Here is a 19,348-nt window from a genome sequence, read left to right as displayed (position 1 = left end):
CGATCGGTCTGGCAGGGGCGAACAACTCGCCCCTGCGGATCGGCATCATCGCCCATCTCAAGTATCCGATAGCAGAACCTTTCGCGGGCGGATTGGAGATGCACACACACCTTCTGGCGAGAACTTTGCGTGACCGCGGGCACGCGGTCACAGTATTTGCATCGGTTCGCTCGGAATTTGGTCTCGGACTGGAAGCAATCTGCACCGAGACGTCGCTGGACGATGTGGGTACCGCCGAGGCAACGGATGTTGCCTTTTTCAAGGAGCACCATGCCTATCTCAGCCTCATGAATGGGCTACGTGATCGCGATTTCGACATCATCCATAATAATTCACTGCATTATCTGCCCGTTACCTTGGCTGATACGCTGCCTATGCCGATGGTTACCACCTTGCACACGCCGCCGTTCTGTTGGCTGGAAAGCGGCATCCGGCTATGCAAGGCAAACGATCATGCATTCGTTGCCGTATCAAAGTCCGTTGGTCAGTTATGGGAACATGTCGCGAAAGCCGAAGAAGTTATTCTCAACGGTATCGATCTCGACAAATTCTCGTATCAACGTCAGCCTGACCCTAACGCCTATCTGGTCTGGTACGGCCGGATTGTGCCTGAAAAAGGTCTGCATTTTGCGATTGAGGCGGCCCGCCAGATCGGATTACCGCTGCGGATTGCAGGACCCATTCTTGACCGCGAATATTACCGGATGCACATTGCGCCCCAGCTTGACGCCAATATCATCCACGTCGGCCATCTTGACCATACCGAGCTTGCACGTCTGGTGGGCGGCGCGCGGGCGTTCCTCTGCACACCGTTGTGGGACGAGCCTTATGGCCTGGTAGTGGCCGAAGCCTTGGCCTGCGGTGTGCCTGTCGCCGCGTTCGCGCGCGGCGCCATCCCTGAAATCCTGGATGCAAGCTGCGGCGCCCTGGCCGAGCCTGACAATGTGGCATCGCTCGCCGAGGCTGGACTGGCAGCTCTTCGGCTGGAACGGAGCGCTTGTCGGCAGCGCGCGGAGCGAACATGCGACGCGGCCAGGATGGTCGATGGGTATGAGGCGCTTTATCGTCACCGCATTTCGCTGCGTCATCCGGGACCGGCTGAAGTTTTCGCCGCTTGCCAGCCGACCGCGCCTGCTGCTCGTCATGCCTGAATGGACCGGGATGGGGGAAGAGTCTCAAAACCTGCAACTGTGCGTCTGCGTACCGGCTCGCAATGAGGCGAAGCGACTTCCCATCCTGCTTTCTGCTTTGGCGGCACAAGACTGGGCGGTGCCGGTGCGGATAGTAATCGCCGTCAACAATTCGCAGGACGCAAGCCTTGAGGCGATTGCCCAGGCGCAGCGCCTTCATGAGGGCCGGATCGACGTTCATACGCTTGACGTCACATTTCCAGAAGAGCTGGCACACGCAGGCTCTGCGCGTCGATGCGCGATGGATGCCGGGCTTGCGCTGCTCGGGGACCCTTCACGCGGTGTCCTGGTCAGCACCGACGCGGACACCCGGCCGCCGCCGCGATGGCTCGCCAATATCGTAGCAGCCCTCCGGCGAGGTGCCGATATGGTTGGCGGAAAGATCATCATCGAGGACAATGAGGCCCTTCCAGGCCCCGTAAGCAGGCTTCGCAGCGCCTGGGATCGCTACTGGGAGACCGTGCGCAAGATAGAAGATGCCTTGGACCCGGTCGCCTGGGATGCACCTCCCCGCCACGGCGATCACACAGGAGCATCACTGGCTATTCGCGCGGATCTTTACGTCCGGTGCGGCGGTGTGCATTTGCTGAAGACAGGCGAAGACCAGGCACTGGTCAATGCCGCCCTTTCCAAGGGCGCCAGGCTCGCGCACCCGTTGAATGTCTATACTTTCGTTTCGCCGCGGCGTGAGGGCAGGGCAAGCGGGGGAATGGCAGCTGCCATGAATGAGCTGTTCGAGCTGGCAGGCAAAGGAGAAAAGCCGCTCGCGCCGGCTTTCGAGCACTGGCGTGAACGGGCATTATGGCGCCGTCACCTGCGGGCTATGCCAGGCGGCGCTGAAAGGATCGCTGCCGAGGAGCCGTTCCTGGCGCCAATGCCTCACGACATGGTATTGGAGTTATCTCCATGAGGCTGCGCCCGATTGGCTATTATGTCCACCATCACGGCGCCGGCCACCGTGCCCGCGCTGATGCCATAGCCAGCGCCATCGACTGGCCGGTGGTTTTGCTGGGAACAGGGATCGGCGGTGCCGGGATCGACCTACCTGACGACCGGCCCCGCTCCAAGCAGTTCGACGGGGCCGACGACGCCGTATCCAGGCCGGATGCACTTCATTACGCACCCATCGATCATCGGGGAGTGCGCGAACGCGTAGCGAGGATGACTTCCTGGATTGCTGCGCAAAGGCCTGTCATGATGATCATCGATGTTTCGGCTGAAGTGGCGATGCTGGCGCGGCTCGCATCGGTCCCGACAATTTACGTGCGCTTGAACGGCAGGCGAAACGATGTTGCTCACCTGGATGCATTTCGCGGTGCCACGGGCTTGCTGACACCCTTTCACCAATCCTTGGAGCCGAGCGGGATACCAAGCTGGGTTCGCAACAAAAGCTTCTATTGCCCTGGGATCGCTGCGCCGCCGGTAACATCCCCCGGTCCCGCCAACAGCCAGGATGCTCGGCGGGTTTTGGTAATTTTCGGTAAGGGTGGGGCGCCCGGCGACGGGCAACTCCTCTCAGAAGCGGCGGCAGCTTGTCCGGACTGGGAATGGCGCGCCATTGGCCCCGTCACTGCACCGTTGCAATGCCCGCCCAATCTCGTTCTTGCAGGCTGGGTGCAAGCACCTGAACGCGAAATAGCGCAGTCGTCGATTGTCGTGGGCGCTGCCGGTGACGGTGTCGTGGGAGCGGTCATGGCTGCGGACAAACCTTTCATCTGCATACCGCAGACCAGGCCCTACGAAGAGCAGCGCGTGACCGCTCAGGGCCTTTCCGCCCTTGGTGCTGCGCTTGTATTGCAGCAATGGCCTCACCCGGCCAGCTGGCCCGAGCTTTTGGAAGAGGGGGTGGCACTGAGGCCGGCTGCGCGCGCGCTGCTGAGCGACGTGGAAGGCGCCCGCAAGGCGGCAACGTGGCTTGCGCAATGTGCCGCCAACGTCATGCAGCAGCAGGAATGTAAAAAGTGATGGAGAGAATATTCTCACCGGCATCGGATGAAGGCCCCGCGCGGCGTGTAGCGGCTATCTCGGCGCGGCTTGAGCATCTTGGTGCGGGGTACGATGCAGAACCCATGTTTCCGTCGGAAAGCATGCAGGAACTTGCATCCGCCGGGCTTCATCAGGATTTCGCTCCGCAGGCGAGTGGCGGCATGATCTTTGCCAGTGAGGAGGAGCGGCACCGCGAGATGTTCGATGTCCTTCGCGCTGTTGGCCGGGCGGATTTGAGCGTCGGGCGGCTCTACGAGGGACATGTCAATGCCATGGCCTTGTTCGACTGGTATGGTACAGCTGGCCAGCATAGCTGGCTTTGCCAGGAGCTGCGAACCGGAGCCTTCTACGGCGTATGGGCCACCGAACCTTTGCCCGGCGTGCATCTGAATAGCGATGGGGAAGGTCGGCTTTGCCTTGAAGGCAGCAAGACTTTTGCCAGCGGGGCAGGGGGACTGGCTCACTGTGTCATCACTGTGCAGGGCCATGAAAGCGAGCGTAGAATGGTAGTGGTTCGAGCCAACGAAGCTGCGCGGGCCGACTTGTCACAGTGGCGCGTACGCGGGATGCGTGCGAGCGTAAGCGGCTGCTACGACGTGACCGGGCTGGAACCTGATCCTGCCGCCCTGCTGGGCGGGCCTGGCGACTATGATCGGGACCCCCGGTTCACGACAGGGGCATGGCGCTTCACCGCGGTGCAGCTAGGCGGAATCGAAGCCCTATTGACAGAGACCCGTACCGCCATGTCCCAAACCGCTCGCGAAGATCCGCTTCAGCGCGCCAAGTTCGCGCATAGCGTCGCGGCCACGCGCACGGCCTACCTTTGGGTTCGCGAGTGCGCCATGCGGGCTGCCAGAAACGACCCGGATGGTCCGGCTTTTGCACGCATGACCCGGGGTATCGTGGAACGCGCCGCGCTTGATGTGATGGAGCTAACCGCCCGGATCGTGGGAACGCGCAGTGCGATGGACGGGCAGCGGATCGACAAGATCATACGCGATCTTTCGCTTTATCTACGCCAGGCGGGTCCGGACTACGCACGCGATCAGGCAGCGATAGCCTGGCTGGAGCGAGATGCGTGGGGTGATGGGGACGGTTTATGGTAAGCATGTTTCTAAACGCAGACCCGTGGCGGCGCCGACGATGGCTCGTACTGGCCCCTCATCCTGACGACGAGACGCTCGGGACAGGTGCGCTTATCGCGCAGGCCTGGGCGGCAGGAACTCTGGCAGGGATCGCTTACCTTACCGACGGATCGGGCTCCCACGAGGCGGACAGCATCACCCCTCTGCGTCTGGCCGCAAGAAGAAAGGCCGAGGCGGGGCATGCTCTGTTTCGCCTTACAGCTAGCCGCGCGCTGAACCGGTTTCACCTTGACTGGAAAGACGCTTCGCCCGCCGCTCCCGGTGAGCCCATTTTTGATCGATCGGCGAGCGTTCTGTCCGCGCTCTGCCGTCGCTGCAGGGTCGATGCAATAGCAGTGACAGCGCTCGGTGAACCCCACTGCGACCACGCCGCAGCTGCGCGCCTTGCCTACGCTGTTCAATCAAGAGCGAGACGGCGTTTGATCGTTGCTGAATACGTTGTTTGGGCAGACGCGCCAGCGCGCAATAAAAACCAGGTCCTGCGGACAGCCAAGCTGCCGGGGGGAAGACGGCGTCATGCGCTTCGCGCTCACCGCAGCCAGCTGACAGGTTCGCACGGCACCGGGTTTCGGTTGGCCAAAGAACGGCTGCGCATGCCAGCCTATGATACTCTTTATGTGCGGAGAAAACCATGAACCGCCGGTCGTCGAGTTTGGAGCCCGATTATTTCGAACGGATGTTCCAGGGCGACGAAGATCCTTGGGACCTCGAGACAAGCGCCTATGAACGTTCCAAGTTTGACCATACGGTCCGTGCTCTGGGAGGAAGGTCCTATCGCCGCGGCTTCGAGGTCGGCTGTGCCAAGGGCGTTCTTACAAGCAAGCTTGCAGCTGCGTGCGAAGCCTTGCTGGCGATTGATGTCAGTGCCACAGCTTTACGGGCTGCGCGGAAGCGCTGCGCCACGGCGCCGCAGGTATCCTTTGCGCAAATGGCCTTTCCCGGCAGCGCGCCGGAGGAGACATTCGATCTCGCCGTATTGTCCGAAGTGGCCTATTACTGGGACGACGGCGATCTTGAGCGCGCTGCTCGCTGGATCGATGGCCATTTGCTGCCGGGCGGAGACCTCCTGCTTGTTCACTGGACGGGTGAGACAGACTATCCCCAGACAGGGGACGAAGCGGTCGCCAAGCTTCAGGCCGCGCTTCGAGACAAAACCGAGATAGTCCTGGAGGAACGCTGCCCTCATTACCGTCTCGATTTATGGCGAGGAACGCTATGAGCCTCAGCGTCCTTACGTTGGTCAAGGACCGTCCGGATCATCTGGCGCAGCTCATCGAGGGTCTACGCCGCAGCGAGGCAGTGCCCGGCGAATTGATAATTGCCGACATGGGGAGCCAGCCCCCCGTCGTCCTCCCTGCGCTGCCGTTTCCCGCACGGGTCTTGCGGCTGGAAGCTGAGGGCCTGCCGCTCGCCGCTGCCCGCAATGCGGCAGCACGGGCCGCAAGAGAAGAGACATTGCTGTTCCTCGATGTCGACTGCATTCCCATGCGCAGGCTTTTGGGACTAACCGAAAAGCTCTTGGTTCAACGCGATGCGCTCATTTGCGCGGAGGTCTTCTACCTGAAACCGGAAGACGCAAGGGGGGAGTGGAGCGAGGCTGATCTCAAGAGAACAGCTTCTCCCCATCCGGTTCGCGATTTTCCGGCAGAAGGTCTCCGCGAGGAAGACAACGCTGGACTGTTCTGGTCTCTTGTCTTCGCAATTCGCCGCAAGCGCTTTTTCTGCTTGGGCGGCTTTGACGAGGCGTACACTGGATATGGCGCCGAGGATACGGATTTCGGCTTCCGCAGCAAAGCGGCAGGGATCTCGATGCTGTTCATGGGCGGCGCCGGGGTTGGGGCGTTCCATCAATACCACGACACTTTCGATCCTCCCCTGCAGCATTTTTCAGACGTCGTGCGAAATGCCGAAGTCTTCTACAAGCGATGGGGACAGTGGCCCATGGACGGTTGGCTGTCTGCTTTCGAAGACCTGGGTCTGATCGAATGGCAGAATGGAAAGATCGCATTGAAGCGCAAACCGAATGTGCAGGAGCTTCGCGGCGCCTTTGTCAATCAGGACAGGGACAAGGGATTTAGCTGAACGCTACCCGCCGGGCCGGCGAGGATCTTCGGTTCGGCGTCGCGCTGACAACTTGGGCCCTCGTACCGCGTGCGGTTCTATTTGGGGTCAAAAACAAGCAGAACGGCGTTCCGGCTAAATCCTGCTTTGGCAGAAGGAAGCGATTACCAGCTTATTAGGCTCTGCGCGCAACTGCCAAAAACGTTGGCTTGGATCAGCACTGCGGCTCACCCTTCAACGCGTCTAAACTACCACTATCTCAAGACGGGCTCGTCGGTAAGCTCAGACCCATTGCGTTTTCGAGAGCCTGCTTCAGACAGTGTGACCGAAAGACGAACTGTCGCTCTTAGGCTCTGAGACCAGCTATAGATCCTACCAGGCGGCGTTTCTGCCCAATCGACCGCGCGAGCGAGGCGGCGGATCTCACCTGATCCAGCAAACAGTCGCTCAGTCACGGTGGCGCTTGGAGGGGCTGCTCCTGACAATGAAATGCTTTCAGATGATGGATGATCGACGAAATCTTGCCGCGAAGTTCGAAAAAAAGCTCAATATATAAAAAGCTCAATATATAGTGAGAAGGTGGCGGGCCAAAAGCGAGAGCTTCGATACGTATTTCTTGCCAAGGCGCAGGCAGGTCCAGCAGGATTACCCTCGCAGCTTGGTTCGCTTGCGCGGCGCTGCTTAACTCGTTTTCGCGCTGGATATCAGAGCCTCCAGCTGGCGCTTAAAATCATACATCTTTGCGTACGAGGGGAGCTTCATAAGCAACGGTATCGGCGGCATAAGCGCCGCGTTTCCCTAGCGGACGCTCATCCCCGGTTGTGGAATCGCGGGTTGTCTGTCGTTCCAGCTCGCAATTAAGCTCAGCGCCGAGCAGCAATGCGAATGCCGAGAGATAAAGCCATGTCAAAAGCACCATCGCTGCGCCGAGGGAACCATAAGTCGCATCGTAATTTCCAAAGTTTGCAACGTAAAGGCCGAATCCCAGCGTGATCACCATCCAGGAAACGGATGTGAAAATCGACCCTGGGCTTAGCCAAACCCATTTGGCGTGTGCGCGGTTGGGACCGAAGCGATAGACTGCAGCAGCAAGACCGGTTCCGGTGACGCCGACAACGAGATAGGTAAACACAGTAACCAGCGGCGCCAGATAGGCCGGTGCATAGGGCAAGAGCTTGCCCAGGCTCGCCATCGCGGCAATCGCCAAAATTGCCAATATTGCGACAAGGACGCTTCCGGCAGCTATGTTGAGCGCGGTCAGGTTGATCTTGATGAAGGACCGCGTCTCCTCCTCGTCGTAAGCGATATTGAGCGCAGTTATCAGAGCGGTTGCACCCTTCATCACACCGTAGAGTGCAATCACCAGGGCAATGAGCAGGCCAAACCCCTTCTTGCCGTCCGAGGTCTTAACAACATTGGCGAGTTGCTCGCCAATGAGCCGGGCGGCGTCTTCGGGCATCATCGAAGTCAGGGAGGAGATGTTGGCGGCTACTGTTTCCGGAGAGGCTAGAAGACCATAGGTCAAAACGATCGCGCCAAGAGTGGGCACGAGGGCGAGGACGGCGCAAAATGCCACCCCCGATGCAATAAGCCCCAGATTGTCGGCGCTCGCTTCGCTCCAAGCCCGCAAGATAACTTGTTTCCAACCTTTGGCCGGAATTTCACTTGGGCGTGCAGCCCCTGCCCCCACCGCATCCGAAATCCGCTCGTCCATGCCAATGCTCCCTGTCTGCAAGCCTAACCTGCGGCTATCCCGCGCGTTCCCCCCAAAATCGATGCGGGAGGGAAACTCGAGCTTGTCGCTCATGTGCCATCCGGTTTTGTCCATGAACGCAGCAGCCTGGACGCCAGGCGCCGGTGAGAGTGATCCTTCGGACGCAGCGACATTGTTTCGACCGCGTTAACAGTGGATCGACCGGCCCCGACCCGGAGCCGTCGATCTGTAAGCACACACCGCTTTTCGTATGAATGGGCCAGGGTTGTAACATGTTCTCGTCGTTTGGCTGACAAAGCGCAGGATGAGACGACAAAGGCGCCGCCTGAGACCAGGTAGAAGCAAGGGTCGTTAAAGGGTTTCGGACGGCCGCTATCAGTCTGCTCACCGCGCAGATTAGAGTGCCTATATACTCTGCAGAGGCGGCCGCGCCGTGCAATTGTCTCGCCAAGCTTGTCAGGGAACTTTACCGGGTTCGCCGAACTGGCGGTGGGCGGCGGCAGATTTCAGCGCCCGGCGCTCAATTTTAAATCGTCGTAACTTACGCGATCACGCAACATTGGATATCAAACGAGGATCGAGCAGGGTCATGAGCTTGCCGGCCGCGACAGGCTTCCCGAAGTACCAACCTTGCATCCTGCTACATCCGGCTACTTTGGCAATTTGCGCTTGGCTTTCTGTCTCGACGCCTTCGGCAGTAACCTGAGCGTCGAAAGCATTGGCGAGCGCTACAATGGACAATATCATTTCGCAGGCCCGTTCTTCGTTGCCCAAAGGGGCAACGAAGGCCTTATCGATCTTGATACGATCCAGCTTAAGGCGCTGGAGGTAGCCGATGCTGGCGTAACCGGTCCCGAAGTCGTCCAAGGCAATCCGGATGCCTAAGCTCCGCAAGCCGCTGATAACTTCTGCAGCCTTATCAGGACGTCTCAAAAGAAGACTTTCCGTTATTTCCAGTTCGAGTCGCTCAGGCGGAAACCCTGTTTCTTGCAGGACATCGCGAACATCGTCCAGGAGGTTGCGGTCCCAGAACTGCACCGGTGAAATGTTAACGGCCAGTTCCAACGCCGTCTCTCGTACTGAGAGGCAGGCATGCCGAAGAACGTGCTTGCCGACCGCGTTAATCAAGCCGCTTAGCTCGGCTATCGGAATGAAAACGTCAGGTGGGACATCACCGTGCTCAGGATGACGCCAGCGCACAAGCGCTTCAACTCCCACCATAATGTTATGCGCGGCGGACACGATGGGTTGAAAATGAACATATAGTTCATCGCGCTCGATCGCGGCCCGAAGATCCGATTCCAGTTTCATCCTCAATAGATGACCTTCATCGAGTGCTGGTGCGTATGTGCGCTTACAATTTTTGCCATCGTTTTTAGCGCAATACATCGCTACGTCCGCGCGGCGGATCAGTTCATCCTGGCCCTCGGCGCCGAGCATTTCACCCCTTGCGCAACCGATGCTGATCCCAAGTGTCACCGTGTAGTGCCCGATGGAAAAGGGTAAGCGAACGGCGTCGATGATGCGTTCGCAGATGGTGTCTGCCTCGTGGGACTTGTCGCCGCTAAGCAAGACAGCGAACTCATCGCCGCCGGCGCGTGCAACAAATGCGCCCTGGGTGCAAAGCAAGAGCCGTGCTGCTGCCTCTTTGAGCAGCAAGTCGCCTGCGGCATGGCCATAGACATCATTGGCATCCTTGAAGCCGTCCATGTCCATGAACAGCAATGTAGGGTCATCACCCAGCGCAAGCTGCGCGGAGATCCTGGATAGCAACGCACGGCGATTGGGAAGGCCGGTCAGAGCATCGTGATCAGCGTGATGCCGTGCGCGAAGTTCGCTTTGCCGGACAGCTTCAACTGCTCGAAGCCCGTTCTGGAGAATGAGCAATGCCGCCAGGACCGAACAAATTGCAAGGCCGATGATGATCGGGGCGACCCGCCTCAAAAGGTCGGTTCCAGGCCGCCTCGGAGTCCATTGCAGCCAGCCTAACACGCTCCCGTCGGTGTCCGTCAGCGCGAGTGACCGCAGGGCGGCATTGGGATGGCCAAGCGTTAAACGAAAGTCTGAAAGTCTGAGGTTTTCGTTAAGGTGTGCAAGCTTGCCATTGTCGACGGTGTCAGCCAAGATCAGGATGTGGGAAGGAAGATTAGCAGGAATAGTCACTTTTGACGTGAGTGGGACAACCGCCGCGACTGCGTAATTTATCAATTTGCCGTTGACCCGGCTGAAGCCTGCTTCGATTGGACTTCCGGTTCGGGGCATATTGCGCACGCGTTTGGCGGACCGTAGCAATTCGGGGTCGGAGACAATTTTGGCTTCCGAAACTTCTGCTGGATTTCTCGCGAATTCAAATATTGCACGATTTCGCGCATCAAGAACTAAAATCTGCTCGTATCCCTGTTGGCGTCCCAAGTAAGCGACGACATTGTCATCGACCCAATCAGCATCGAGATTTTTGCTGATATGGCGGACTGCGTCATCCCACTTCGCATAGTCTTGCAGGTCATGACGGATGTTGTATTTCAGGGACTGAACGGCATTTTGGAGGGCTTGCGTTTCTTGCGCAGCTTGAAGGTCATCCTGAGCCCTGGTGGTGACGGCAAGGACAACAAGAACAGCGCCGAAGCATGCCAACAGCAGAACAACCACCGGCCAGAAATGCCTGGCGTTGACGGTCCTGCACAAGAGTCGGATAGCGGGAAAGAGCGATAGCGACATATCTCGGCGTTATGCGACATATCAATTAAATTTTGGTTTTAACTGCAGCTTGATCCAGCCATAAACAATTGTGTTCGATATGTTCAAAAGTAGCCAAATAAGGTGAACGGATTGCCCATCACTAGCCGCCCTTAGGGCTATCAGTAGAACCGATATCGAAAAAGGGAGATTTGCTGAGAAGGTGGGCCAGCCGAACGTACAAAGCGGGTGAGAGCTCATAAGCTAATTTTTTTCACCGATTGGGCATTGAGGTTAGGCGGTGGTTTGCGGCCTCAATGCCGCCGATGACCTCTGCACCTCGCCATTTTCTCGCTCCACGATCGCGATGAGGGTGTCTAAGTCCGGCCGGGTCTGTGCATTTTGGTCAAAGGCTTGGGAAAGGCGCCCGGACCAAGACGGATAAGACCTTTGCCAATTTTTTGTACGGAACCAAGGCAGGACATTGGCGGTTTCGGATCCAGCAAAAGCATGCAGGGAAAAGCGTTGTCGCGATGAATGGGATTACCGCAGCCGATCGAGAAGCCGCAAAGGAACTGCGCGTGACCCTTGCGGATAATAGCGGGTTTTGGCACCGTATCGACGACGATGGACCGCTTTGTCAGGCTTTAGCGCGGCATCGCATCGAGGCCGAGCAGCGTCTCTCCGCAAAGCTGGCTCAGTTTCTAATAGCGCCTACATCACCGACGCCTCCCGGAATTCGGCATGACAGAATGTCGATATTAACCCAAATTCATAAAGGTCAGGAAAAGCCTCTCGAAGCCTGAGATAGCGTTGAGCGTCAGGCCGTCGACATAGCCAAGCAGCTAAAATGCAAGCGCGTATGATATCAGATTATAGTTGCTGCTTTGGCAAACGTATTTTCTGCCGAAACGTTTGGGGAGTACGCTTCGCTGCGGGTTAGCGGCGCACATTTGTACGCAGGGAGCGTACGGCAGGTGCCGCCAGTAGGATCCGGCCACTTAATCCACTAACTCGATATTCATCGAGAACACCAAGCCATCTGCCCGAAAATCGAACTGCGCCTGATCGCCTTCGCCTCGTAGGGCTCGCTGGATCATTCGTGACCCAAAACCCTTTTCTTTAGGCGAAAAAACACGAGGGCCGCCCGCTTCTGACCATTCAAGCCCCAAAACCGTTTTTGCTTCGTTTTCAGTGATATGCCATCTGATCGTAACGATGCCACTTTCGTTCGACCATGCTCCGTACTTAACAGCATTCGTTGCAAGCTCGTGAAGTATCATCGCCAACGTGAGCGCTTTTGCCGAAGGGACAGCGGCGGCCGGCCCAGCAATTTCCACACGTTCACGATCCCTATCGAGGAAAGGACCGAGAGCCCGCGCGACGATATGGGCGACGCCGACTGCTTCGCAGTCCTTTTCAGTCAGGAGATCGTGGGCGGTCGAGAGCGCCAGCAGACGGGAAATGAACGCGCTCAGCTCTTCCTTCGGTGCTTGGCGAAATGTCTGAGAGGCGATAGCCTGGATCGTTGCAAGCGTATTCTTCACGCGGTGCTTCAGTTCATGGAGAAGCAATTCCTTGGCGCCTTCCGCCCGGCGTCGCTGCTCCACCTCTGCCTGCGCCGCTTTGTGCAGTCGCGCGTTATCCATGGCAACGGCAGTCTGAGACGCGATGGCCGAAATCAAAGCCTCGGTATCTTCAGAAAATTTCCCTGGCTCGTCATGGGCGAAAAACAGTCCGCCCAGCACATCGCCTGACGTCGATTTAACAGGCACAGCAAGATAGCTGACCACCGGAAGATGGCCCTGCGGCATGCCGCGGTGAGGCGAGTTACGGCCATAACGGGTATCGGACCGGATATCGTCCGAGCGTACTACGCCTTCTCCAGCAAAGGTCGGTGCGAAGACGGCTGTATTGCGCGGCATGCCAAAGCTCTCGAAAGCATCGCGTGGTGCTCCGGAGAGCGTGAAAAGCTGGTAGGACTCGCCGTCCGGGGCAGTGACGTTGTAGAAGAAAGCGCCAAACCTGGCGCCGGTCAATTCGGTGGCGATGTCAGTGACCGACTGGACGATCCTGTCAAGATCAAGATCGAGCGAGATGACGGCAGCGACCTGGTTCAGCGTTTCGAGCACTGCGGTCTGGCGGGCGAGCAGGTCGTCCTTGACTTTGCGCTCGGTGATGTCACGGGCGATCTTCGATGCGCCTACAATAACGCCGTCGGCCCGGCGTATGGGTGAAACGGTAAGCGATACAGGAATAAACTCGCCGTCCTTGCGCAGGCGCACGGTCTCGAAGTGCTGAAGCCGCTCGCCGTTCTTCAGGCGGCGAATGATTTCGTCTTCCTCGCTGTGGCGTTCGGGCGGAATGAGACTCAGGATCGACTTGCCAATAATTTCGCCAGCCGCATAACCAAAGATTCGCTCCGCGCCCGCGTTCCAACTGGTGATCGTTCCGTCGAGCGTCTTGCTGATGATAGCGTCGTCTGAAGATTCGACAATCGCGGCGAGGCGGTGAGCAGTGATATCGCTATTCTCGCCGTCAATAACGTCAAACAAGACGTTCACGCCTCCGACCACCGCACCCGTGCCGTCGAGGAGAGGCATTGCATGAGCGGTAAAGCTGAACCGGCTGCCGTCTCGGCGCTCGCCAATTGCCTTGATCCCGGTCTGCGGCTTGCCGTTCCTTACCGCGATCGCAACGGCGCTTTGCTCGTGGGCAATGCAGCGTCCCTCAGGCGTGTAGAGGTGCACCGACCCGCACCACATGACCTTTTCCGCCTCGGCAGCTGGGCCCCAGAGCTTTGCGGCCGCGCGATTGCAGGCGGTGATCAGGCCCTCGCACGAAACGGTATAAACAGGAAGAGGAAGGTGTTCGATGATTTGTCCCAGGATCGCTGGATCACCTGCAAGCTGTGGCAAGCCGGCGACAAGCTGCCCCATCGCTCCGCCGTTGCCGTCTTCTCGCTGCATGTTCGCCCCTGATATGCCCTTCTCGTTTTTCATAGCTGAAAGCTAGGCGACTTCGAGAGGCAGGTCACGCCGCAAAATTGCTAGAAAGACAGGGCCAACGACGGCGGCTCTGGTTTAATCGATGGGCTTCGCGATCAATCGAGCAAGGGCCTCGAGTATCCTCTCGATACGATACGGTTTGTCGATGACAATGTCGAAGAGATCACTTCGTTCGCGCGCGATCAAACCTTGGGCTCCGCTGACTAGCACGATCGGTATGTCGCGCAAACCGTCGTCAGCGCGCAGGGCTTCCGCGAGCTCGAGGCCAGTCATCAGCGGCATCATGAAGTCCGTTATGAGCAGATCCGGCCGTTCTTCCTGGATCAGCCTGAGTGCTCCGGCACCGTGGGGCGCATCGCGAACTCTGTGGCCCGCCTCTTCAAGACTAACCACCAGCATATCCGCGATCAGGAACTCGTCTTCAGCCACGACTATGTTCATGAGGCGCCCTTTAGGAGATCACGCTTCATGAGCTTCAGGCACCAAGAGGCCGGGCGAGGCCTGTCGATATACCGACAGCTTCTTCAAACGGGCCCGAAATGGCGAGCCCGTGACCGTCTATTATGACTTCCTGGGGCGCTGCGGCGTAGGATTGGTCCCTGACCTTGAGAACGGACAGCAGGCGTTTGTAGTGCGCACCGATCTCTACCTGACGCATCAGGATAAGATTATCGAGGGCGCTTGATATTTCAGGACCTGGGGCTGAAACCTGCGAGGAGAAGAGGTCCCGAAGTTCCCAGGTGGCAACCGTCGTGACCCCGCGTGCACGAAGTTCGTTCGTCAGCGCGGCAAAAAACTCAACCATGCGCGAGCCGTGGACCGCGGCGCGCTCGAATCCTCCCAACGAGTCGATAAAGAGCCGTTTGACACCTCGTGCGGCTACAGCGTCCAGCAGGCGGTATGCCAGCTTGTCGATAAGATTTTCCGTCAGAGGGTGCCACAAAATTTCGAGCTCTCCCTTATCGACAGCTCGCCGCAAATCGAGGCCAAGCGCCGAGGCCTTCGAAAGAAGACGGTCCGGCGATTCATAAAAGCCAAAGTGAAGACCGGGTTCCTTGTGGGAGCCGGCTGCCAGAAAGTTTATCCCGAATGACGTCTTGCCGCTGCCCGAGGGCCCGACTACCAAAGTCGTGGATCCCCTTGGAAGGCCTCCGCCTGTGAGCACATCGAGACCTTCGATCCCCGAGGTCAGCGGTGTCAGATCGGGCTGGTCGCTCACGGAGGGAAGGCGAAGCGCTGCTTCTATGCGGGGAAAGACGCTGATACCCGGCTCGGCGATCTCATATTGATGAAAACCGCCAAGCGAGGCGCTTCCGCGGGATTTTCGCACGCGCAGGCGCCTGACCGTCCTGAGACCTACGAGCTCCTCATGCATTTCGATTACGCCGTCCACCATGGTATGTTCGGGGCTGTCGTCATGCGTGCGGGCGCTGGTTAGGAACATCACCGTGCATCCGACGAACGCCGCCTGGCTTTGCACTTCGGCAACGAAAGTCTTGACGTCGAGATCGGTCTCGGCGCGGTCTCTTGCGTTGAGGAGTCCATCAAATACGATCAGCGAGGCGCCCTGTCTTTTGGTCTCTTTTCGCAAGAGATCGACCACGGCGCCGAGGCCTTCCTTGTTGAGCGTTTGGAACACGCTGACGTAGGAAATACGGCTGCCCAGCTGAGCCTTGTCAAAAAACGAGAGGGTTGAAAGCGACTGAAACAGCCGATCGTGTGTCTCGGCCAAAAGCGTGACGTACAGAACCTTCCTGCCCGACGAGGCGGTCGCAAACGCCACCTGATTGCCCAGGATCGTCTTGCCGGCACCTGGCTGCCCTTGCACAATATACGACGCGCCCTCGACAAAGCCGCCGCCGAGGATGGGATCGAGGCCTGGCACCCCCGTCGATAGCCGAGGCAGCTGCTGCGTCACTGAAAATTCCTTCGAAAGAGCTGAACGACTTGAAGATATGAATCGCCGGCCTCTTAGCAGGGTCGCTGGCCGGCGTCTTCCCTTCGCGGCGGCTCCCATGCCGGTCAAATGCGTTCAGCCTCCCACGCTGCCCCCACTTCATATTGCCTCGAGTATCAAATGACGCGGCAGGCATGTACCAGATTATCTGGAAACGGAGTTAAAATCTCGAGCGCTCGAGACTTTGCTCGATCCTCAGGCGGACCGGTCAAGCAACAGAGGACCGCCGATTGTGTGGTGGGAGGATACGCAAGAGCGACGGAGGTGTGGCTTTGTTGCTTCTGGATTTCTATGGGGCCGATGGGTCCTTGGGCCTCGTCGGCTTCGTTTCGGCATGCCCTGCAGGCGAATGGGCCGCGCTGGCAAAAACACTCAAACCCTATGAGGCGGGCCAGGGTTCACCGGCCGCGCACCAAGCGGCTCGGGCTGATGGCAGGCCAACCAGAGCGGCGACTACGTGGCGCTAGCGGACGGACTTGGAGTTGAGGCCGTTTATGATCAGGTCACGGCTGGCCGTTTTCGGAATGGCGCGCGATTTCTGGGATGGCAGCCGGACAAGGACGCGATGCTGTGTCCTGCCGACAAACTGTCCGGAAGGTGAGCTGGCAGAATTCATTGAGCCGAGCGATAACATCCTTCGCGCTGCGCTGATGCGGGGAACCAAGCCGGCGATTCGATTGTTTCAGGAACGAACAGCGAACAAGGAGCAGGCGCATGTCCGAGGAAATGCACAATCCCAAGCTTGAGGATCATCCGGGATCGAACACCGAAAAAGATCCGTCCAACTGGGTCTCGGGCGATGATCCGATGACCGGCGCACAGGCGTCCTATCTCACGACGCTTTGCGAGGAAGCAGGCGAGGACTTGCCGCCCGAAAGCCTCAGTAAAGCTGAAGCCTCGCAGCGGATCGACGCGCTGAAGGCGGCGCTGGGTCGGGACTGAGCTGCGTGGAGCGGGTAAGCGGCGGATGTCTGTGCGGAGCCGTAAGGATCATGGCTCATGGCCAGCCCTATCGTGTGGGCGTCTGCCATTGCCTTGATTGCCGTAAGCATCACGGAGCCCTGTTCTTCGCGGCTGCCATCTTCCCTAGCAGCGCCGTCACCATAGAGGGTGCAACAAGCGAATATGCAGGCAGACACTTCTGCCCATGCTGCGGATCATCGGTTTTCGCGCGCCACGAGGATGAGGTTGAAGTACATCTGGGTTCGCTCGATGCGCCGGACCAGTTCATCCCGACATATGAGAACTGGATGGTCCGGCGGGAGCAATGGCTGCCGGCGTTTCCGCTCGTCAAACATTATGAGAAAGATCGAGAAAGTGATCTGCGATCTGAAACCTAGTGGTCGACATCGCACGCTTGGTACCCGACCAAAAAGCCGCAGAAACCGCCCCTTGCGGTCATTCGCGGACGTTCATAGGGTCCGGTTATGGCTACTTCGCTCTGGGACTACGCTGCTTTCTTGAATAGCCTCCTCGGTGTGATTGACGATGCGGAAATGTCAGCCTTCGACAAAGACGGTATTGCTCGATTGCGCGAAGCGTATAAGTTTTTAGCTCTGACCTTCGTATTCGGCGACAATCCGAAGATGAAGCACAGGTGCGAGAAGCCTTCGTGCGGTCTGGGGTTGTCGAAGAAAATACGGTGTGCGGACGGAACGACCACTTCCCAAAAAATCCCGGTTATAGGCGGCGCGCAGCCGACCTACCGAACTGGAATGGCCAATTCGCACGATTTTAATCCGAAGGCTGCTTGACCGGACCCGCCCCAGCAAATCGCTACTTCTGCAGCAAGCTTGGATCGAGTACTTGCTCGCCTATTACAGCCAATGACAATGCAGGATAGGGAGGGGCGCTAGCGGCGCCCCTCCCGAAATTAACAATTCAATGGATACTTTGCCGTCAACGGCATTTTACCCCGCCGCGATCGATCTCACGGCCAACCAGGGCGCCTCCGGCACCACCCGCCAGCGCGCCTAGGGTATTGCCGCCGACCAATTTGGCAAGAACCGCTCCGCCCAGCGCACCGACCACCAAGCCCGTCGTGCCGTCCGATCGGCGGCAATAAGCGCGTCCGTCCTTCCCGCGGTAGATGCGATCATTGCGGCCAAGACGCCGCTCCTTGTAATTGCCCTGATGGTAGCTTGCTGCCGGATTCCAATTTTTGTCCCGGTCGCCGCGCCACTGCCGATTGTCAGGTCGTTGCGTGTGGCTGGACCCGGTTCGGCCATGGTCGCCGCCACGGTAGGGCTGCGCCTCTACCGGCATCGCGGCCACTGAAACGCTCACAGCGATAATTCCCAGAGCGCTTGCAAGGTGCTTCATTTCCATTCCTTCTCGATAATCTGGACACTAAGTCGCGGCCCGCACGGTGAAATTTGCATCAGCCAGCAATGTTTCGGCGAGGAAGGCAGGCCGTGCCAGACATACGAAGAGCGGATTTGGTGAGGCGAAAAAGGAAGCACAAAAAATCAACAATTTATAAACTGTAGCGCCCGCCGGAACGTGCCAATCTGTGAACCCGTTTGCGCGTTGGCTCGCCCGGCATCATCCTTGCGCGCGAGAACGCCGAAAAAGACCCTGCCCGAGGTGAGGCACAAGCCGCCGTGCCCGGCCGCTTGCTGCCCCAGGGCTGCGGGAACCTTCTGCTCACCGGGCGTTTAAACTTAAGGCCCATCAGGAGGCGTCGGCATGCTTGACCTAACCTTCACGTCAGCTGTGCGAAATTGGGTGCCGCGCCGACAAGCCGTCGAGTTCATCGGGCAGTGGGAAGCAAAAACTTACCGATTTTACGTGACTTTTGATGCGCTGCGATCGCTTGGCGAAATCGGTGTATCGATCGAAGACAGCGCTGAGCATATATTCGACGAAAATAAGGGTATTATCCTTCCAGCTGCGCACAGGATCTGGCTTGCGGGCGATCGGGGGCAAAGCGAGTTCGTTATCAACGTCTCAGTCCTGCAATCGCTTCGCGAGGATCATCCCGGATTGTTCGAGCAAAGCGGAGGTAATCCGGAAATTGGCCAAAACTGAGCGATGAGGGCTCTGGACCGCCCGGAGATAAGTTCAGTCGTGCCAGACGGGAAAAAGTGCCATTATCAATCTTTTCCTGCGACTTGCCGTGCCAAACTAAAGCATATTAAATTGCAGAAATTCGCGATGCTTCGCAAGCCGGCGCAGGGTGCCCCGGTACGAACGCCGCGCCCAGCTTATGCCGAAGAAGCGGCCGGAAGCCCCGGATGAAACTTCGGCACCAAGTGTCAGCGGCGCAGCGAAAGAAAAATTGAACACCCGCTAAAAAAATCGTCGACAAGCAGCGGAGACCTTTCCGTGTGCTTCCCTTGGCTGGACGGACAACCATAGGGCCAAGGGACTGCGCAGCGTACTGCTGCGCTCCTATTTGTAACCGCAATAGCGAGCAGGGCGCGTGTCATGGAAATCTCTGTGAATAAATTCCTCTTGGAAAATGAAGATTCGTGGCGACCGAAAGTAGCCATGGCAAGGGACCACTCAACAAAGACAGGCATTTCGAAGCCATTTTGCAGATATCTAAATCAACGCTTTTTTGAGAAACCAGCTGCCCAAAATAACGCGTACGGGCTGATGAGGTTGAA

At 58.2% G+C, this 19,348-nt stretch carries 18 protein-coding genes; 12 read left to right on the top strand and 6 right to left on the bottom strand.

What is annotated here, in order from left to right; genetic code table 11:
• Nucleotides 1-32 precede the first annotated feature (32 nt).
• The 7 genes from AC1VV3_RS25050 to AC1VV3_RS25020 are packed head-to-tail and all read left to right on the top strand — an operon-like array spanning nt 33 to nt 6,403.
• Complete coding sequence (locus tag AC1VV3_RS25050; protein ID WP_482963669.1) at nt 33-1,151, top strand: glycosyltransferase family 4 protein; 1,119 nt, start codon at nt 33-35, stop codon at nt 1,149-1,151.
• Complete coding sequence (locus tag AC1VV3_RS25045; RefSeq protein ID WP_482963212.1) at nt 1,144-2,100, top strand: glycosyltransferase family 2 protein; 957 nt, start codon at nt 1,144-1,146, stop codon at nt 2,098-2,100. The genes AC1VV3_RS25050 and AC1VV3_RS25045 overlap by 8 nt, the downstream gene beginning before the upstream one ends.
• The gene (locus AC1VV3_RS25040) at nt 2,097-3,155 is read left to right on the top strand and encodes a glycosyltransferase (protein WP_482963211.1); all 1,059 of its coding nucleotides are present in this window, start codon (nt 2,097-2,099) and stop codon (nt 3,153-3,155) included. Before AC1VV3_RS25045 ends, AC1VV3_RS25040 begins: the two co-directional genes overlap by 4 nt.
• Nucleotides 3,155-4,282, top strand: coding sequence for an acyl-CoA dehydrogenase family protein (locus AC1VV3_RS25035; protein WP_482963210.1), 1,128 nt, complete (start codon nt 3,155-3,157; stop codon nt 4,280-4,282). The genes AC1VV3_RS25040 and AC1VV3_RS25035 overlap by 1 nt, the downstream gene beginning before the upstream one ends.
• The gene (locus tag AC1VV3_RS25030) at nt 4,276-4,956 is read left to right on the top strand and encodes a PIG-L deacetylase family protein (RefSeq protein WP_132270369.1); all 681 of its coding nucleotides are present in this window, start codon (nt 4,276-4,278) and stop codon (nt 4,954-4,956) included. The genes AC1VV3_RS25035 and AC1VV3_RS25030 overlap by 7 nt, the downstream gene beginning before the upstream one ends.
• Complete coding sequence (locus AC1VV3_RS25025; RefSeq protein WP_482963209.1) at nt 4,953-5,540, top strand: SAM-dependent methyltransferase; 588 nt, start codon at nt 4,953-4,955, stop codon at nt 5,538-5,540. The genes AC1VV3_RS25030 and AC1VV3_RS25025 overlap by 4 nt, the downstream gene beginning before the upstream one ends.
• A complete protein-coding gene (locus AC1VV3_RS25020) occupies nt 5,522-6,403 on the top strand; it encodes a glycosyltransferase family 2 protein (protein ID WP_482963208.1) in 882 nt (293 codons plus the stop codon). The genes AC1VV3_RS25025 and AC1VV3_RS25020 overlap by 19 nt, the downstream gene beginning before the upstream one ends.
• Before the next feature lie 709 nt (nt 6,404-7,112).
• Here AC1VV3_RS25020 and AC1VV3_RS25015 read toward each other — a convergent pair.
• Nucleotides 7,113-8,189, bottom strand: coding sequence for a YihY/virulence factor BrkB family protein (locus AC1VV3_RS25015; protein ID WP_482963207.1), 1,077 nt, complete (start codon nt 8,187-8,189; stop codon nt 7,113-7,115).
• 456 nt (nt 8,190-8,645) lie between these two features.
• A complete protein-coding gene (locus AC1VV3_RS25010) occupies nt 8,646-10,745 on the bottom strand; it encodes a bifunctional diguanylate cyclase/phosphodiesterase (protein ID WP_482963206.1) in 2,100 nt (699 codons plus the stop codon).
• 488 nt (nt 10,746-11,233) lie between these two features.
• On the opposite strand from AC1VV3_RS25010, the gene AC1VV3_RS25005 reads away from it, so the two are divergent.
• A complete protein-coding gene (locus AC1VV3_RS25005) occupies nt 11,234-11,578 on the top strand; it encodes a hypothetical protein (RefSeq protein ID WP_482963205.1) in 345 nt (114 codons plus the stop codon).
• 195 nt (nt 11,579-11,773) lie between these two features.
• Here the strand turns inward: AC1VV3_RS25005 and AC1VV3_RS25000 are convergent, their stop codons facing one another.
• From AC1VV3_RS25000 to AC1VV3_RS24990, 3 genes are all read right to left on the bottom strand, one after another.
• A complete protein-coding gene (locus AC1VV3_RS25000; protein ID WP_482963204.1) occupies nt 11,774-13,774 on the bottom strand; it encodes a PAS domain-containing sensor histidine kinase in 2,001 nt (666 codons plus the stop codon).
• Between the two features lie 81 nt (nt 13,775-13,855).
• Nucleotides 13,856-14,209, bottom strand: a complete 354-nt coding sequence (locus AC1VV3_RS24995) for a response regulator (RefSeq protein WP_243654498.1) — start codon at nt 14,207-14,209, stop codon at nt 13,856-13,858.
• Between the two features lie 46 nt (nt 14,210-14,255).
• Nucleotides 14,256-15,698, bottom strand: coding sequence for a DUF7125 family protein (locus tag AC1VV3_RS24990; protein WP_482963203.1), 1,443 nt, complete (start codon nt 15,696-15,698; stop codon nt 14,256-14,258).
• Between the two features lie 753 nt (nt 15,699-16,451).
• On the opposite strand from AC1VV3_RS24990, the gene AC1VV3_RS24985 reads away from it, so the two are divergent.
• The 3 genes from AC1VV3_RS24985 (at nt 16,452) to AC1VV3_RS24975 (ending at nt 17,491) form a co-directional block, all read left to right on the top strand.
• Nucleotides 16,452-16,679: a DUF3072 domain-containing protein gene (locus tag AC1VV3_RS24985; RefSeq protein ID WP_132270380.1), complete on the top strand. Its 228-nt coding sequence runs from the start codon at nt 16,452-16,454 to the stop codon at nt 16,677-16,679.
• A 5-nt stretch (nt 16,680-16,684) separates the two neighbouring features.
• On the top strand, nt 16,685-17,077 hold the full coding sequence (locus tag AC1VV3_RS24980) for a GFA family protein (RefSeq protein ID WP_132270382.1): 393 nt from the start codon (nt 16,685-16,687) through the stop codon (nt 17,075-17,077).
• An 87-nt stretch (nt 17,078-17,164) separates the two neighbouring features.
• A complete protein-coding gene (locus AC1VV3_RS24975) occupies nt 17,165-17,491 on the top strand; it encodes a hypothetical protein (RefSeq protein ID WP_465128565.1) in 327 nt (108 codons plus the stop codon).
• Between the two features lie 145 nt (nt 17,492-17,636).
• Here the strand turns inward: AC1VV3_RS24975 and AC1VV3_RS24970 are convergent, their stop codons facing one another.
• A complete protein-coding gene (locus AC1VV3_RS24970; RefSeq protein WP_465128566.1) occupies nt 17,637-18,059 on the bottom strand; it encodes a hypothetical protein in 423 nt (140 codons plus the stop codon).
• A 366-nt stretch (nt 18,060-18,425) separates the two neighbouring features.
• Here AC1VV3_RS24970 and AC1VV3_RS24965 point away from each other — a divergent pair, with 366 nt between their 5' ends.
• Nucleotides 18,426-18,767 (top strand): DUF1488 family protein, encoded by a 342-nt coding sequence (locus AC1VV3_RS24965; protein ID WP_132270385.1) that lies wholly within the window; start codon nt 18,426-18,428, stop codon nt 18,765-18,767.
• Nucleotides 18,768-19,348: the final 581 nt, after the last annotated feature.

Source organism: Novosphingobium sp. BL-S-34, assembly GCF_056857015.1.
The sequence above is the reverse complement of the archived record's forward strand: the minus strand, read 5'-3'. Positions and strand labels throughout refer to the sequence as shown.